Source organism: Alteromonas sp. 76-1 (assembly GCF_900654235.1).
In the GTDB taxonomy this organism is placed as follows: Bacteria; Pseudomonadota; Gammaproteobacteria; order Enterobacterales; family Alteromonadaceae; genus Alteromonas; species Alteromonas naphthalenivorans.
Genome location: NZ_LR136958.1, coordinates 3,721,700 through 3,738,624, shown reverse-complemented (window position 1 = coordinate 3,738,624; position 16,925 = coordinate 3,721,700). Strand labels below are relative to the sequence as shown.

At 43.9% G+C, this 16,925-nt stretch carries 17 protein-coding genes; 10 read left to right on the top strand and 7 right to left on the bottom strand.

Features of this window, described 5'->3' with window-relative positions; all coding sequences use genetic code 11:
• Nucleotides 1-433 precede the first annotated feature (433 nt).
• The 4 genes from ALT761_RS16130 (at nt 434) to minE (ending at nt 3,971) form a co-directional block, all read left to right on the top strand.
• Nucleotides 434-1,825 (top strand): class II fumarate hydratase, encoded by a 1,392-nt coding sequence (locus ALT761_RS16130; protein ID WP_129739955.1) that lies wholly within the window; start codon nt 434-436, stop codon nt 1,823-1,825.
• A gap of 297 nt (nt 1,826-2,122) precedes the next feature.
• Nucleotides 2,123-2,875 (top strand): septum site-determining protein MinC, encoded by a 753-nt coding sequence (minC, locus tag ALT761_RS16125; RefSeq protein WP_129739954.1) that lies wholly within the window; start codon nt 2,123-2,125, stop codon nt 2,873-2,875.
• A 29-nt stretch (nt 2,876-2,904) separates the two neighbouring features.
• On the top strand, nt 2,905-3,714 hold the full coding sequence (gene minD / locus ALT761_RS16120) for a septum site-determining protein MinD (protein WP_013782808.1): 810 nt from the start codon (nt 2,905-2,907) through the stop codon (nt 3,712-3,714).
• Complete coding sequence (gene minE, locus ALT761_RS16115; protein ID WP_013782809.1) at nt 3,714-3,971, top strand: cell division topological specificity factor MinE; 258 nt, start codon at nt 3,714-3,716, stop codon at nt 3,969-3,971. Before minD ends, minE begins: the two co-directional genes overlap by 1 nt.
• A 120-nt stretch (nt 3,972-4,091) precedes the next feature.
• Here minE and ALT761_RS16110 read toward each other — a convergent pair whose 3' ends face one another.
• Nucleotides 4,092-4,925 carry a polyphosphate kinase 2 family protein gene (locus ALT761_RS16110; RefSeq protein ID WP_129739953.1) on the bottom strand — a complete coding sequence of 278 codons (834 nt, stop codon included), beginning with the start codon at nt 4,923-4,925 and terminating at the stop codon, nt 4,092-4,094.
• 211 nt (nt 4,926-5,136) lie between these two features.
• Between ALT761_RS16110 and erpA the strand changes: the two genes are divergently transcribed.
• Both erpA and ALT761_RS16100 read left to right on the top strand, forming a co-directional pair.
• Complete coding sequence (gene erpA / locus ALT761_RS16105; protein ID WP_013782811.1) at nt 5,137-5,481, top strand: iron-sulfur cluster insertion protein ErpA; 345 nt, start codon at nt 5,137-5,139, stop codon at nt 5,479-5,481.
• Nucleotides 5,482-5,605: 124 nt separating this feature from the next.
• Complete coding sequence (locus tag ALT761_RS16100) at nt 5,606-6,178, top strand: glutathione S-transferase family protein (protein ID WP_129739952.1); 573 nt, start codon at nt 5,606-5,608, stop codon at nt 6,176-6,178.
• Here the strand turns inward: ALT761_RS16100 and ALT761_RS16095 are convergent.
• Nucleotides 6,172-7,134 carry a D-2-hydroxyacid dehydrogenase gene (locus ALT761_RS16095; protein ID WP_129739951.1) on the bottom strand — a complete coding sequence of 321 codons (963 nt, stop codon included), beginning with the start codon at nt 7,132-7,134 and terminating at the stop codon, nt 6,172-6,174. The genes ALT761_RS16100 and ALT761_RS16095 overlap by 7 nt on opposite strands.
• A gap of 239 nt (nt 7,135-7,373) precedes the next feature.
• On the opposite strand from ALT761_RS16095, the gene ALT761_RS16090 reads away from it, so the two are divergent.
• The gene (locus tag ALT761_RS16090; RefSeq protein WP_129739950.1) at nt 7,374-7,820 is read left to right on the top strand and encodes an SRPBCC family protein; all 447 of its coding nucleotides are present in this window, start codon (nt 7,374-7,376) and stop codon (nt 7,818-7,820) included.
• Nucleotides 7,821-7,968: 148 nt separating this feature from the next.
• On the opposite strand, the gene ALT761_RS16085 is transcribed toward ALT761_RS16090, so the two are convergent.
• On the bottom strand, nt 7,969-9,090 hold the full coding sequence (locus ALT761_RS16085; RefSeq protein WP_129739949.1) for an alkene reductase: 1,122 nt from the start codon (nt 9,088-9,090) through the stop codon (nt 7,969-7,971).
• A 349-nt stretch (nt 9,091-9,439) separates the two neighbouring features.
• On the opposite strand from ALT761_RS16085, the gene ALT761_RS16080 reads away from it, so the two are divergent.
• Nucleotides 9,440-11,515 (top strand): extracellular solute-binding protein, encoded by a 2,076-nt coding sequence (locus tag ALT761_RS16080; RefSeq protein WP_129739948.1) that lies wholly within the window; start codon nt 9,440-9,442, stop codon nt 11,513-11,515.
• Between the two features lie 33 nt (nt 11,516-11,548).
• On the opposite strand, the gene ALT761_RS16075 is transcribed toward ALT761_RS16080, so the two are convergent.
• A complete protein-coding gene (locus ALT761_RS16075) occupies nt 11,549-12,703 on the bottom strand; it encodes an anhydro-N-acetylmuramic acid kinase (RefSeq protein WP_129739947.1) in 1,155 nt (384 codons plus the stop codon).
• 7 nt (nt 12,704-12,710) lie between these two features.
• Nucleotides 12,711-14,036: an OapA family protein gene (locus ALT761_RS16070; RefSeq protein ID WP_126873120.1), complete on the bottom strand. Its 1,326-nt coding sequence runs from the start codon at nt 14,034-14,036 to the stop codon at nt 12,711-12,713.
• Nucleotides 14,037-14,242: 206 nt separating this feature from the next.
• On the opposite strand from ALT761_RS16070, the gene ALT761_RS20680 reads away from it, so the two are divergent.
• On the top strand, nt 14,243-14,416 hold the full coding sequence (locus tag ALT761_RS20680; protein ID WP_013782821.1) for a hypothetical protein: 174 nt from the start codon (nt 14,243-14,245) through the stop codon (nt 14,414-14,416).
• 84 nt (nt 14,417-14,500) lie between these two features.
• Entirely contained in the window at nt 14,501-15,700 is a 1,200-nt protein-coding gene (gene tyrS, locus ALT761_RS16065) for a tyrosine--tRNA ligase (RefSeq protein WP_129739946.1), read from the top strand.
• A 194-nt stretch (nt 15,701-15,894) separates the two neighbouring features.
• On the opposite strand, the gene ALT761_RS16060 is transcribed toward tyrS, so the two are convergent.
• Both ALT761_RS16060 and ALT761_RS16055 read right to left on the bottom strand, forming a co-directional pair.
• Nucleotides 15,895-16,476 carry a GNAT family N-acetyltransferase gene (locus tag ALT761_RS16060; protein WP_129739945.1) on the bottom strand — a complete coding sequence of 194 codons (582 nt, stop codon included), beginning with the start codon at nt 16,474-16,476 and terminating at the stop codon, nt 15,895-15,897.
• Nucleotides 16,454-16,858, bottom strand: a complete 405-nt coding sequence (locus ALT761_RS16055) for a DUF2721 domain-containing protein (protein WP_126873123.1) — start codon at nt 16,856-16,858, stop codon at nt 16,454-16,456. The genes ALT761_RS16060 and ALT761_RS16055 overlap by 23 nt, the downstream gene beginning before the upstream one ends.
• Between the last annotated feature and the right edge of the window lie 67 nt (nt 16,859-16,925).

Below are 16,925 nucleotides of genomic sequence, written 5' to 3'. Positions count from 1 at the left end.
GCAACAGGTGTTCGTCTTACAAGGCTTAGTGATAAAAGGCCCAGTACTAAAGCTCCAGCCCCACACGTTACAGTGAAAATAACAGGTTTTAGCAAAAGCACATGTCGTGTGCTTTTTAAACAAACAGTACTAATTCCTACGAACTTTTACGTGATCAGATCATGCTACAATCGCATTAAATAATAATGCTAATTATTATCATTAACAGGTTTTCTGTCAAGATGTCCTGTTAATACGTACTGTCAATACCTACCGATAGCACTTGTGACTCGGGTTTGTTGGGCTCTACGTTAATAGGAGCTTTGACGAAAGCGTTGATAAACGCGTTGACAGAAGCACTGTTGTTGAAAGAGATAAATAAGGATCCAAACCGTGCAGGGTGAAGTAGGCAAGAGTAGAGTAACGTTTATTTCATCAGATTAAGGGGACAGTAATGACAAATACCCGAACAGAAAGTGACAGCATGGGCGAGCTCGAAGTTCCTAGCGACGCGTTATATGGCGCACAGACACAACGCGCAATTAATAACTTTCCATTAAGTGGTGAACGAATGCCGCTTACTTTTCTTCGCACCCTAGTGACAATTAAAAAAGCTGCTGCACTTGCGAACAAAAAACTCGAAACCCTTGATGCTGAAACTGCCGACGCTATTCAGCAAGCCTGTGACACCTTGCTTGATGAGCCCGAGTTACAGCAGCACTTCCCGGTAGATGTATTTCAAACAGGCTCAGGCACTAGCACCAATATGAATGCCAATGAGGTCATCGCTAACTTGGCGAATCAGCAACAGGGTAAACGTGAAGGGGAAGCGGTCCACCCTAACGATCATGTTAACAACGGACAAAGCTCAAACGATGTTATCCCCACTACCATTCATGCAAGTGCCGCCATTGAGCTGACAGAATCGCTTATCCCGGCCATTACGAAGCTAATCGATATCATTGATACCAAAGCGAGCTCAGTGTCTGATTATTGCAAAACCGGCCGCACACACTTAATGGATGCTATGCCGGTTAGGATGGATCAAAGTTTAGGTGCTTGGTCTGCGCAGCTTAGTCAGCAACGTAAGACAATAAAATCGCTTCAACCCGCCATTCAAACGTTAGCGCAGGGTGGAACGGCAGTTGGCACAGGAGTAAACGCACACCCTGACTTTGCTGCCACTTTTGCAAGTACTCTGTCTGAACTTACAGGTATAGCATTTACCCCTGCTGATAACTGCTTTGCGTTAATTAGCTCGCAAGATACAGCGGTAACTTTATCAGGCGCGATAAAATCCCTCGCCGTTACCTTAATGAAAATATCAAATGACTTACGCTGGATGAACTCAGGGCCCCTTGCTGGATTAGGTGAAGTATCGCTGCCGGCATTGCAACCAGGGTCATCCATTATGCCCGGCAAAGTGAACCCCGTAATACCCGAAGCGGTAGCGATGGCATCGGCGCAGGTGATGGGAAACGATGCAGCCATAACGGTGGGCGGGCAGTCGGGCAATTTCGAGCTTAACGTTATGTTGCCTATGATTGCCGACAATTTGCTGTCGAGCATCAAGCTAATATCGAATAGCTGTGTGCTTTTGGGCGAGCAGGCCATTAAAGGGTTTACGGTTAACCAAGAGAACCTTGAGAAAGCATTGGCGAAAAACCCTATTTTAGTGACTGCGCTCAACCCTATCATTGGTTATGCGAAAGCCGCAGAAATAGCGAAAAAAGCTTACAAAGATAAAATGCCCGTTATCGATGTTGCAGAAGCGATGACCGACTTGCCAAGGTCTGAGCTGGAATCGTTATTAGACCCTAAAAAACTGACTGAAACTCAGCGCTAAAGCATTTAGTAGGGCGGTTAACCGAGCTTTAATTCCCTGGTTGAAACGCTCTTTGGACAAAATTTTGATAAAAAAGCGTGGAGCCCCACGCTTTTTTTTACGGATTTTCAATGCAATTTTAGGTCGATACTAGATGCCTAGTGCGAAGGAATGTTAGATTGTGGTTGTTTTGTGAGCAGTTGTGCGCTTGTTAAGCGCTTGCCTATTGCCGATGAAGCGGAATTTGATAGAGTGCATACTCGCTTTAAGCCCTCATGGTTGGGCAGTTGAGCAATAAAAATTACTCAGGAATAATTAATGACAGATACATGCTTTCGCATGAAGGGCACTACACTAACCAGTATCGTGTTAGAAGTGATCGATTTTGAGCCAGATACCTTTGAATCTCAGCTTGCTGAAAAGGTAAATAGTGCACCCCAGTTTTTCACTCGTTCATCGCTAATATTGCATTTAGTCAAATCACTCACTGCCACCGAATTCGAGTTGCTTGTTGCGTTATGTCGACGCTTTAAGCTTCAGCCTATGGCGGTTCGCGGTGAAGTTGGGCCACTTAGAAGTATCATCAACGATTTGGGGTTAGCGGATGTTAGCCAAAGTAAATTCACCGAAAGCTCGTTGAAAACAACAAAATCAGAAAGTACCACGTCTAAAGAGCAGGCCGCGAATGAGCCAGCAGCATCCACACCAGTATCTTCGCCAGTACCCACACCAGCAGCCACTAAACCAGTAAAAGTCATTAGCCGCCCAGTACGCTCAGGGCAGCAAGTCTATGCCGAAGGTGGTGATTTGGTAATTACCGCAGCGGTGAGTGAAGGGGCAGAAGTACTAGCAGATGGAAATATTCATGTTTACGGCACACTTAGAGGCCGAGCTCTGGCGGGCGTAAAAGGTAACGTGCATGCCCGCGTTTTTTGTCAGTCGTTAGATGCAGAACTTATCTCAATTGCTGGGCAATTCATTATGCATGAAACCGTAAAAGCATCATGCTGGAAACAGCCCGCACAAATCTATTTAGAAGAGGACACGTTACACATTGAGCCTATCGCCTAAGTGTTAACGTATTCTACAAGGAATTAAAAATGGCAAAGATTATCGTAGTTACATCGGGTAAAGGTGGGGTTGGTAAAACGACTTCAAGTGCGGCTATCAGTACAGGTTTAGCCTTAGCGGGTCATAAAACCGTCGTGATAGATTTTGATGTGGGCTTACGTAACCTCGATTTGATCATGGGCTGTGAACGCCGTGTGGTTTACGACTTCGTTAACGTGATAAATAAAGAAGCCACGCTGAAACAAGCGCTAATTAAAGATAAGCGTACCGACAACTTGTTTATTCTGCCAGCATCACAAACACGTGATAAAGACGCGCTTACCATCGATGGGGTTCAAGCCGTTCTTAACGAGTTGAAAGAAGATTTCGATTTTATTATCTGTGATTCACCAGCAGGTATAGAACAAGGCGCTCAAATGGCATTGTATTTTGCCGATGAAGCTATCGTTGTGACTAACCCTGAAGTCTCTTCGGTACGTGATTCAGATCGTATTTTAGGTATTTTGCAAAGTAAGTCTTTGCGCGCTGAACAAGGCAAGCCGGTAAAAGAGCATTTATTGCTTACCCGCTACAATCCTCAGCGAGTTGAAAGTGCAGAAATGCTTAGCGTTGCTGATGTTGAAGAAATATTAGCGATACCACTATTGGGCGTTATTCCTGAATCGGAAGCCGTACTTAAAGCTTCTAACCAAGGTCAGCCGGTTATTCTAGACTTAGAAGCCAACGCAGGTCAGGCATATTCAGACGCCGTTCGCCGCTTATTAGGCGAAACCATTGAACATAGATTTCTAGAAGCAGAGAAGAAAGGGTTCTTTAAGCGCCTGCTAGGAGGCAAGTAATGAGTATTTTCGATTACCTACTCAAGAAAAAGGAAAAGCCGCGCACTGCGGCAGTGGCCAAAGAGCGGTTACAAATCATTGTAGCTCACGAAAGACGTAAACGTACCGAGCCTGATTATCTGCCCATGATGCAGCAAGAAATTATTCAGGTAATACGCAAATATGTGAGTATTGCAGACGACCAAGTGTCGGTACAGTTGGAAAGCAGTGACGATTGCAGCGTGCTTGAGCTAAACGTTACTTTGCCTGAAAGCTAGAACTAGGGCTAAGGCCAGGAATAGCCGGTTTACACCGTATCAAAACCGCCCATGCCGCGACTTACTCTAAAATAGTATTGCCCATGCCTTAGTAACAAGGCATGGGTAAACTGTTATTGTTTATTCGCTTTTCTCTAAAGTAATACCAAGTTGCTGCTTTGCTAAATGCACCACGGTAGGGTCGATTGGCGGTGGTTCTACAACTACGCCCTCACTCAGTGCCTCAACAATCGTTTTTAGCACGCTAATACGTGCAAACCATTTATGCTCGGCCTCTATCACATGCCAGGGTGCCATTTGAGTATCGGTTTTATCAAACATCTCTTCTATGGCATCAATGTAGTCGTCCCGTCGGCCACGATTTCGTATATCTTCTTCGGTTAGCTTCCAGCGTTTGTAAGGGTTATTTAAGCGTTCTTCAAAGCGCTCTAATTGCTCGGCTGCTGAAATATGCATAAAGAGTTTTATAATTGTTACGCCGTCATCAATTAAGAGTCGTTCAAACTCATTAATTTCTTGATAAGCTCTTTCCCATGCGGGTTTAGGTGTAAAACCTTCAATGCGTTCTACCATCACACGGCCATAGTAAGAGCGGTCAAAAATGGCTATTCTTCCCGGTACAGGTAGCCGTGTTTGAAACCGATAGAGGTAGTGGCGACCTTGTTCCTCAGCTGTGGGTTTGGCGAACGAGTGGACGCGAAACCCGCGAGGGTCAAGTTTTTCGGTTATCCTCCTAATAGCGCCGCCTTTACCTGAGGCATCCCATCCTTCAAACACGATGATGGCGCGTCGGCCTTGATGATAGTAAGCCTGCTGTACATGTAGCAGTTTTTTCTGCCAGCTTTTCAATGTGTTTTTGTAATGCTTGCGACTATCAATAAAAGGCGCATCATCGCCTTCAGGCAATGTAAGTTTGCGCTCAAGAAGAGAAATAGAAGATACTGAATGCGCCATGATGATCCCGTTTGTTTCTTTTCAGGGTATGCCTTACAGACAAGCGTGTCTATTTAGTCTCTCATTTTCATGCTAAATGAAAGAACGCTGGCTATTGTTTCAGTTAGTTTCACCCCAATAGTTGATAGCATTACTCAAGTATTAGATAATTGGGTTATCGATGCGTGCACGTGAATGCGTGCAGGTGCACATGGTTAATGAAGAGGTGAGTATGTCTGTAGAAATGGCGTTGCCAATTGAGTTTTCTGATGCAGCGGCGACAAAAGTAAAAGCGCTCATCACGGAAGAAGAAAATCCTGCGTTAAAACTGCGGGTTTATGTTACTGGGGGCGGTTGTTCTGGCTTTCAGTATGGTTTCACTTTTGATGAGAAAGTGAACGACGGTGATATGACAATTGATAAAGATGACGTTACCTTAGTGGTAGACCCTATGAGTTTGCAATACTTAGTGGGCGGCGTTGTTGACTACGTTGAAGGTTTAGAAGGTTCACGCTTTTTAGTGCAAAACCCGAATGCAACCACCACTTGCGGATGCGGCGCTAGCTTTAGCGTGTAAATGATAATCGGGCATACATCGCATCTTGGTGTATGCTTGTCTCGCCTTTACGGTATAGTGCTTTTCTCCACGTTAATTTTATGGCTAAACTGAGTGTGTAAATAAATTCACTCAGGTTGAAGCTATGAAACTGTATGGTTCAGTAACATCTCCATTTGTACGTAGAATTCGCGTAGTACTTTCTAACACGCCCCATGAATTCCTCGATTTACAAATATTCTCTGGGGAAGACAGAGAGCTACTCGCATCGCGAAACCCCACCTTAAAAGTGCCTTGCCTAGAAGACAACGGGCAACTAATTTTCGATTCCAGAGTAATTTATAGTTATTTGGCGAGTAAACTTGACCATGACTCCCTGTCTTGGGAGGAAGAAAATCTGCTTACTCTGATAGATGCTGCTAACGATTCATTCGTGCAGTTGATGCTACTAAAGCGCTCTGATATCGATATCAATCAAGACAAGCTCATCATTCGTTTGCAAAAAGAACGTATAGAATCGGTTTTTTCATCATTATCTAAGCAGCTGGAAGCGGGTGGCTTTAGTGGCTGGACGTATCCTGAAATTTGCCTGTACTCAATGGTAGATTGGGTGCTATTCAGAGAATTACACAGTTTTAAAGACTATCCTTTGTTACTGGAGTTTCATGAAAAGCACCGTGATCGTATAGAGCTAACCGCTACCGACCCACGTCAGTAGCCTTTGTTGAAATCAAATTGATAATGGAGCGGTTCGTTAGCCATGTAACGCATTGCATTGGTTATAAATACGCTAGCAACATCTTCAGGTGTTGATACTGCGGCAGTATGAGCAGTAACTACCACCTTGGGGTGTGTCCAAAATGGGTGCTTCTCTGGCAGTGGTTCTTGTGTAAATACGTCAAGGACTGCTGCTTGTAGTGTGCCGTTATCCAGCGCGTTTAAAAGGGCACCTTCTATAATGGCACTTCCGCGTCCTGCGTTGATAAACACGCTATGAGGCTTCAGTGCGTTAAAGAAAGCCTGGTTTAATACACCTGTAGTGGCGGGCGTATCTGGCATCAGGTTCACTACATGGTCGGCCTTTTGGGCAAATTTGAGTAGACCAGTTGCTGCATAGACGCTATCGAAACCGTCTACCGCTTGACCACTTCTCGATAAGCCTATGACCTTCATTTCAAAACTTTTTGCCACAGGAATAAGTGCTTGGGCTATTGAACCAGCGCCTAAAATGCCAAGGGTTTTACCCGTAAGGGGCGCTCGAGGGCTTTCTTCCCAAATTGGGGGCTGGTGATTCTGGTTATGCGCGAACGCCGAAATATTGCGTGCGTATTGCAAGAGATAAGCAAACACATATTCGCGCATTAGCTTTCCGAAAACGCCTTTTACGCCAGTGAGTATATAATCGCTTTTGTCCAAATTAAGCAGAGGTGCATTACCAGCCCACGTCGACTGGCACCACTTCAAGCCAGTGCACTGGTCGATAACCTTAGCCGCCAAATTAGGATCGGCAAGCAATACCTCAACCTCGTCGGGGTTAATTTGTTCAGAAGTGGTAACGGCTTGGCAGATATTCAAAGCATGAGGCTGGGGCCATGCATTTGCTATTTCCTCTGCTAATGCACTGGCATCTTTGCTGAGAATAGAGACGTTGAGTGTAGGCGATTGAATTGACATAAATGAGCCTTAGTAATCTTTATTGGTGGCTTTTACGATTAGCACACGAATACATAGCTTGAATAGTTTACGCAGAGTCGAGACTGCTAGTGAGGATACCCTAAGATAATCATTCACATAAGGCAACGCTATCGGTTCAAACTAAAGAAAATGTCGAACATAGCCGATAACAGCCTAGAATCCTTTTCTGCTAGCGCCTAAACTTACCAAGGCTCTAGTTTTTTTACAGGCGACTTAACATGTTTCAATTTACCCTGAATGTATCCCTTCATGCGCCCATCTCCTTTTTGTTTGCTGCGTTTCATGAACCTGAATATTTATCTGAATGGTTTGCTCCGGGTAATTGCACGGTATCGCAAATTATGAGTAGCTTTAAAGAAGGCGGAAGATACCGCATAAAGATGATTGAACCCAACGGCGTTGAAATAGCGCTAACGGGCGAATATGTGACTATCTTAGCAAACGAGAAGCTTGTGTTCTCTTGGGCGTGGGAAGATGGCGTAGAAGAAACGGTAATGAGCTCAGTGGATATTTCGTTTGAAGAAACAAGCGAAGGCGAAGTGGCGTTAACGCTAATTCACAGTGGTTTCAGTAACCAACAAGAATGCGATCAACATCAATATGCATGGATGTCTTGCCTAGAAAAGCTTGCGGTATTAGCCGATAAACAAGTGGCGTTTAACTAAAGCTGTAATGCTAGCGAAATATTAATAGCGCAGTGTTGCTAAAGATATAAAAAAAGCAGTCATGAAATGACTGCTTTTCTATTTACTAACTGCAACATTTTTGCACCTGCAGTTAAATTAACCTTATTTGTTAGGTTAACCTTATTTGTTAGGTTAAGGACTCCATGGCCGCTTTTCCGCTTTCTTCACGGTAGGTGTTGTAATCGGTATAACCTTCTTCACCACCACCATACCATGTTGAAGGGTCATCAAACGCTGCCAGCGGGTAGTTATTTTTAAACCGCGTAGGCAAATCAGGATTGGTGATCCAAGGGCGCCCAAAAGCAATCATGTCGGCATCACCGTCGCCAATACGTTTCTCTGCCTCCTCTTGGGTATAACCACAGTTGCCCATTAGCATGCCGTCGAACAATGCACGAAACTCAGCAAGAGTCATAGGCTCACCGCGTTCATGAAAACCAAACGCTAGGCCATCCATCACATGTAAATAGCCAAGGTCTAGCTTATTAAGTGCTTGGGCGACATAAGTAAACGTATCGCGAAAATCATCTGCACCCATGTCATTAAATACGCCGTTAGGCGATAAACGCACTCCAACTTGCTCTGAAGGCCAAATCTCTAGCACAGCGTCCATCACTTCACTAAGGAAGCGGTATCGATTATCTACGCTGCCGCCATATTCATCACTACGTTGATTGCTGCGACTGTCTAAAAACTGATTTAACAGGTAACCGTTAGCGGCGTGCACTTCTATACCATCAAAGCCTGCAGCTTTCGCATTTACAGCCGCATGTTTGAAATCAGCAACCGTTCTACGAATGTCATCTTGCGTCATTGCTCTTGGCACTTCATAAGACTTTTTACCTTTTGGCGTGTGAATTTCATCGCCTTCGATGGCAATAGCAGACGCAGAAAAAGGCAGGTCGCCGTTATGAAAGTCACTATGAGACGCACGACCGGTATGCCATAACTGAAGGATAATTTTGCCGCCAGCTTCATGCACTCTTTCATTAATAGAGCGCCATCCTTCCACCATTTCTTCGGTATAGATTCCAGGCGTGTCTACCCAGCCAATACCTTCTTCCGATATGGCCGTTGCTTCGGTAATAATAAGGCCAGCATCGGCGCGCTGTACGTATTGATCGCCCATTATTTTGTTAGGGATGCGGTTGCTACCTGCACGGCCGCGTGTCATCGGTGCTAATACCATGCGGTTTTGAAGTGTATTACCTGCCCATTCTAGAGGCTTAAACAGAGATAACTCTGACATTTGTTGTTCCTTTTAAAACTGTGTGTAAGTGATTACAGAAATGGACGCGACTTGGATTGATTCAAGATGAAAGGATATGCCGATTGGTACTAATAAATAGCAAAACGAGTGTAAGAGGAGCGTAATAGGAGTGTAATAGGACGAGGGAAGCCTGCGAAGTAGGTAATGCTGACGCTACTAACGTTATACCCACAAAGGCTTTATATTAACTCGCGCAGTAGTCGCTCTGACTCGCTCTTAATAAGGCCGTTTACCATAAACGTCGAGATACGCAGAAAACTAGATTAACTGGTAATTTCGGTCGTTCATGCCACTATTAGGCTAATAGTTTTAAATTAATAATGGCATTATGAATAATTGGTCTGGCTCTATTAACTCAAATATCATCAGCCCGTTTTCAATATTTTTGATTTTATTAGGAAGTTATACGTTTTCACTTAGCGTTTGTGCCGAGCAACGAAACACGATTACTCTAGCTACCTCAGAAGCAAGTCCGTTCAGCAGCGCTCATGACCCTAAACAAGGGTACGTAAACGAAATCATTCACCTTGCCTTTGAAAAAATGGGCTACATACCCAAAGTTGAATTCTTTCCACATGCTAGGGCTATTTATCTGGCCGATGGTGCTCAAGTTGAAGGTGTTTTTCCGCTTCGCGATAGCTCCGCTCATATTGAGGGAATGATATATTCCGATGCTATTCGTGGTGGGGGCATCAACTATCTTATTCATAATAGCCGAAATATAAAGAATCTATTAAACGTCGAATTGGGCGATTCGATGACACAATTCACCAACTTAGGTCTTTCTCGTCTTGGGGTTTTACGTGGAGCCCAATTACCGTCAAGCCTTCGAGAGGCTGAAAATATCGATGTACTCTTAGCCAAATCATTACCGACATTGTTAGATATGTTAGATAGGGGGCGAGTAGACTTTATTTACATTGATGAGTACAGCGCAAAACAAACAATAACTAATCATCGGCCTCATTTAGCACAGAAATTTAAGTTCATAAAAGGGCTTAGAAAAAGTAATCCCCATTTCTTAGGAATATCTAAAAAACTGCCCGATGCGCCTCAAATTATGGCGCGTTTCAACCAAGCTTTGGCTTCCTTAGAGGCAGATGGAACCATCGATTCGATACTAGAGCGATATGGAATTTTTATCGAACCGGATAATATTGCGAGTGACAAAAAGTTGATAGTTGGTGCGCCTAATATAAATGGGATTGAAGCCGCTATTAGGTATTTGGATAACAATGATTCGCCTTTTGCAGCGCTAGATATTCAATGGCGCATAATGGAAGAGAGCATACTTAGAAAGCACCTTCTAGGAGACTTTGCAGTTAACGAAACACAGTTTGACTTAACAATGCTAGGTAATTTCGAAGTGCCTATCTGGGCTAAAAAGGGTTGGTTGTTACCTTTTTCCGAGCACCCCTCGAACTATGACATGACAGATATTATACCCATCGCCACGCATTCAAATACATACCAAGATGAGATCTATGGTTTGCCGTTCGTAGGAGAAACGACCCTGACCTTCTACCGAACAGACCTATTACAGCGCGCTAATATTAGTTTGCCCACGCAAATAACATATAAAAACCTAAGCGACATAGCTACGGTAGTCCAAGATCCCAAATCACAACTGTATGGGATAGGCCTGCGCACAAAAGTAGGGTGGGGGCAAAATATGGCGCTAATTGGCACCATGGTAAATACATACGGTGGAAGCTGGTTTGATGAGGATATGAAGCCACTGTTGACTTCTAAGTCGTGGGAGCGAGCAATCAACGACTACGTCTCAATAGCAGTAAAAAACGGACCGCCAGGTGAATACGATTTAGGTTGGAAAGATAATCAGCAACTCTTTGCTGACGGAAAATTAGCATTCTTTGTTGATGCATCATCATTAGGTGGTTATATCCTAAACCCTTCATACTCTAAAGTTTCAGAGAATGTTGGTGTGACTTATGCGCCTATAGGGACAACGACAAAGGGGGCTCAATGGTTTTGGTCTTGGAATTTCGCTATACCTCATTTATCTCAAAACAAAGCAGCAGCACAGGAACTTGCTTATTGGCTAACGTCTAAAGAGTTTATAACGTTGGTCAAAAGTAAGTATGGTTATTATGCAGCGCCGGCTGGCACGCGTCATTCAACTTACAGTGACAGCTATGTACAAGCTATTCCCTATGCCAGCTATGAATACAACGCATTACTAGCAACCGAGTTAGATAATATTAATGTCCCTACGACGGGAAGCCAGTTTGTTCCAATACCTGAATTCACTGCACTCGGCTACTTAGTGGGGGTCCAGATAAATTTAGCAGTGAAGCAGCAAGTTACTATTCAAGAGGCTTTAAAAACAGCGCAACACCAATCTGAAGCGGTAATGAGACGCGCTGGTTATTATCAAAACTAAAATACTTACTTGAATTTAGTTGGCGGGTTGTATTTAGCTTGCTGGGCAATATGTTCCCAGTACCGCCTCTCGCGAAGCACCGGTAACCGCAGGTACGTTGCCTGGTATATTATTTCGATGTGCAAAAGCTAGCCACGCGAATGCGGCTCCTTCAACGTGTTGGGGGTGAATATTGATACTATGGCTGTCACTCACTTGATAACGTGGCAGTAAGTCGGTTATACGTTGCATCAACACCGGATTAAAGGCACCGCCTCCACATACAATCACTTGTGCTCCTTTGGGCATTTTTTGCTTGTTAATTTCATCAGCAATACTCGTTGCTGTTAGCGCTAATAACGTCGCTTGCACATCTTGAGGGGCGAGAGTGCTGGCTCGTGAACTTGCGATTTCATCAAGGTAAGACGTTAACCATGCTAAATTGAAATACTCTCTGCCGGTACTTTTGGGTGCAGTTTGATGAAAATAGCTATCTGCTCGCAGTCTTGCTAATAGGTCATTACTTACTACACCGGTACTAGCCCATTGCCCTTTGTCATCATAGGGTTGGTTCAAATGCTGCTTAATCCATACATCCATTAAGGTATTGCCTGGGCCAGTATCATAGCCAAGAGGGGCAATAGCATCTCGTTTAGCTGCTAATACTGAAATGTTCGCAATACCGCCAATGTTAACCAACACTCTGGGGTTGGTGTCATGAGCGAAAATAGCATTATGGTAAGCAGGAACTAAAGGCGCACCTTGGCCGCCAAGAGCAATATCTTTGCGCCTAAAATCAGCAATAACATCAATACCTGTTAACACGGCAAGAGTATTAGGGTCGCCAATCTGACACGTAAAACCTTTTTGCTCAACGTCATGTGAAAGTTCAATTCCCTGCGGAAAGTGCCTTATCGTTTGACCATGTGAGCCAATTGCGGTGATATCGTCTGGTGAAAGCTGGGTTTTTGATAGCAACACGTTTACGGCACGTGCAAAGCTTTCGGCCACCAACCTGTCGGCGGTTGCCATCGCATTTAGCTCGTTAGTAGAGGGGGTGCAAAGTGAATGAAGTAAAGAAAGCAGGTTCTCAGGGTAGGAAATAGAGACCGCATGTAAAGTTTGGCAGTTATCGCCAGTGATATCGCAAAGGACGGCGTCAACGCCGTCCATGCTAGTTCCTGACATAAGGCCAATATACTTTGCCATAAGTAGGCTATTTCATTGCAAGCATAATGCGTTTGTTGTTATTAAGCTGCTGTTGACGTACATGAGCAATTTCCATAAATGCTTCGCGCTCTTCAGCGGCAATAGGTAATGCTTTTGGTAGCGAAACAGTACGAGGGTTACGGTGTACACCGTCTACCAAGAATTCGTAGTGAACATGCGGGCCTGATGCCAAGCCAGTGCTACCTAAGTAACCAATGGTTTGACCCTGTTTAACCGTGTCGCCTACTTTCACAGCACGTTTTTTGAAGTGCAAATACTTGGTGGTATATTTTTCACCATGTTGAACAAATACATGGTGACCATTGTATTTATCGTACGCAGACTTAATCACCTTACCATCACCCGCCGCCATAACTGGCGTACCAACAGCCGCAACGTAATCTGTGCCACGATGTGCTTTCCAGCGTTTTTGTACGGGATGGAAACGTGCTTTTGAGAAGTTAGAGCTCACGTACCTAAAGTTAATTGGCGCACGTAAAAAGCTCTTACGCATGCTTCGGCCTTCAGGTGTGTAGTAAGTGCCATCTTCATGCAAAATAGCGCTAAACTCTTCACCTTGGTTAGTGAATTCTGCTGCAACTATGTCGCCATAGCCCACGAACTCACCATCAATGTATTGTTCTTCAAACACCACGTTAAAGGTATCGCCTGAACGAATTTCTGTCGCAAAATCGATATCCCAGCCAAATATGCCCGCAAGGTTCATAATTTGGTTGCTGGTTAATCCTGCTGTTGCCCCAGCATTCCAAAAGCTTGAATGAATTTCACCTTGGGCAAAATTATAGCGAATATCCACGTCACGCTTTTCAAGTTCGGCCGTTAAGCTATTATCTTCGCTGGTGGAGTCAGGGCGAATAAATAAGGTTTCGGTAGAAGAAAGCTTGTATTTAAGCTCACCAAATGTGCCATCGTTATTAATTTTAAACGAAAGCTCATCACCGGGTAATAAGGTAACCAGTGTTTTAGCAAGATCACCCGCTTGAGTAACGTTGTAAACGTCACGAGAAGTAAAACCCGCACGCTTAAACAGTTTTGCAAGGGTGTCGCCGCTGCGTACTTTATAGGTTTGCCAGTTCGACTCTTCTTCAATTGAAAACACGTCGGTTGACGGCATAATGTTCAAATCAAGAGGGTAACGAATACCGGTATCAAGTACCAAAGCGTCTTGATGACGACTCGCTTCTACCGTGTCTGACGGCAAAAGAATAAGCCCACCTAAAAACATGCTAGCGATAGCTAACCCTGTTCGGTGTTGCTTAGGCAATTGTTTAAATATGTTTAGCGCCTTAAGGGCGTCTAGTTTGATTCTCATAATACTACCTACTTGAGAATTTTATGTGCAATGTACTTGTCACATAAGTTGCTTAAAAATGCAACTTTTCTCATTGTTTTTTAGCGCAAAAGTTAATTATTGAACGCAATGGCTATAGGAAATAGCGAAAAGCTACTTTAACTGCAAGTGATGATACATCGAGGGCATGAGCAGGAGGGAGGGGGCTGTAGCAAACCCTCCATCGCATGGATGCGATGGCGGAGCGCCCATGGATGGGTTTACCGCGTGTTTGCGGAAGCCCCCTTCCTCCTGATCTCAATGTCCTCGACGTGCACCTTGATATGCAAAGTGCAGCAGTTAATAAGCCCTCAACCATTGCGTTCAATAACGAACGTGACGACAAGTCATCCGCTTTTTGACGCAGAAACCTTTTAATGGTTCCAATGTCCGCGTAAAATGCCGCTCAAAATAGATTCTACAACATCAAGAGTGTGAAATAACCGATGAAAGACTGGCAAACAGCGCTAGCTGAAATTAAACGGGGAACGGATGAAATACTCCCCGAAGAGGATTTAATTGAGAAATTAAAATCCGGCAAAACCCTAACCATTAAAGCGGGTTTTGATCCTACTGCGCCTGATCTTCATCTTGGTCACACTGTTTTGATCAATAAACTGCGTACCTTTCAGCAGTTAGGCCATACCGTTGTTTTTCTTATTGGGGATTTTACTGGCCTGATTGGCGATCCTACAGGGAAAAATGTGACACGCAAGCCCTTAAACAAAGAACAGGTATTAGAAAACGCGCAAACGTATCAAGAACAAGTGTTCAAAATTCTTGATCCTGAACTGACTCAAATTCGCTTTAACTCAGAGTGGATGGATCAATTAGGCGCTGCGGGTATGATTAAATTAGCTGCCAGCCAAACTGTTGCACGTATGCTTGAGCGTGACGACTTCAAAAAGCGTTACAACAATGGTCAGCCTATTGCGATACACGAATTTTTGTATCCGTTAGTACAAGGGTGGGATTCAGTTGCGCTAAAATCTGATGTTGAGTTAGGTGGTACCGATCAACGCTTTAACTTGCTAATGGGCCGCGAGCTTCAAAAAGAGCAAGGTATTAAGCCACAGTCTATTGTGATGGTGCCGTTGCTTGAAGGCCTAGATGGCGTTCAAAAAATGTCTAAGTCATTAAACAACTATATCGGTATTACTGATGCACCAAACGATATGTTTGGTAAAGTGATGTCGATTTCAGATGATTTAATGTGGCGTTATTACGACCTGCTAAGCTTCCGTCCACTTGATGAAATTGCTGAACTTAAGCAGCGTGTTGAGAACGGCGAAAACCCGCGTGATATTAAAATATTGCTGGCGAAAGAGATTATCGCTCGTTTCCACGACGATGCGGCAGCAGAAGGTGCACATCAAGATTTCATTCAGCGTTTCCAGAAAAATGCGATTCCTGATGAAATGCCAGAGTTTGAAATTGCACTAGGTGATGAGGGTATTGCTATTGGTAACTTATTAAAAGAAACCAAGTTAGTGGGCTCAACGTCTGATGCTATGCGTATGATTAAGCAAGGTGCTGTGAAAATTAACGGCGATAAAGTAGAAGATACTCGTCTTGTACTTACTGAAGCTGGCGAAAATGTTTATCAAGTGGGTAAACGTAAATTCGCGAGAATTACGTTAGCCTAGTTTGGCATTAGCACTTAGGTGCTAAAAGAAATACAAAAAAGCCCCGATTTATCGGGGCTTTTTAATGTCTGTATTTTTTGCTTGGAATGCTATCTGTATTACTTTCTGTTTCGTCAGTCGCTAATTAATTTGCGGCTTTTAAGCGTAAAAACAGTGCTACCCAATAATCATTAAATTGTGTACTTATTTCGGCTTTAAGAAAACCGTAATATCATTTCTGCGCCTTCACATTCGCAGGTTTCAGGGCACACAGGGCAATCGTAACCTTCATGTATAGACTCATAGCGCCACTTGTTCGGGTGCTTCTTAATAAGTTCGCCGCCGTTTTTAGTAAAGTATTTAAACGCACTATTACCCGGGCTTGAAAGCCAAATATGAGCAAGTCCTGCTTCAGCGCCTTGCGCTTTGGCCGCGTTCACCGACTTGGCTAATAAGGTACTTCCAATGCCAGCTCCTTGCATGGCGGGCGATACCGTATTGCATTTGAAATAGCACACTTTCTCGGGGGCTACCGGCCATAATTCTGGACTGCACCATTTATCACACTGCCACTGTGAATGAGCATAGGTAATTCGAAAGCCAACAATGTCACCACCGCAATAACTCACTAAGCTAGCATTAATATTGTTGTGCCAGCTTTTGTCGTACATGGCTTTTAATGTGTCGGGCATCAGGTAATTTTCACCCTGAACTTGGTTGCCTAAGCGTATAACATCATCAAAATGTTCGGGCGCCAAAGGTAGATAAGTAACGCTATTTAGATTTGGTGCTGTCATGTTGCTCTTTCATACCATCAAGGTGAAAATCTAATGCTTCTACAGAAATGAGTATTTCTTTTACCGACATCCAAAGTGAATACAGAAGAGACACTAAGCTTAATGCGAATATCCAATTTCCCACTTGTTGGTAGGTAAGGTAAATCGCCAGCATAGATACAACACACAAAAAGAAGCTGCCAACTCCCGCAATTTGCATCCGCTTAATAAGCTGAATACGAAGCCTCAAATTCTTGATTTGGGCTAGAGTATTGTCGTCACGCTCTTCTTTTGAAAAGTTACGAATAAGCGTAGCAAGGGTTAAAAACCGGTTTGTATAGGCCAGTAACAGCAATGAGATTGCTGGAAAAAGCATAGCGGGTGTTGCGAGGTCTATTTTCATGAATTGTCTGTCACCTTAGTGAATGCGTGTCAGTGTATCAAAAACGTAGGGATGTTGTCGTCTGATA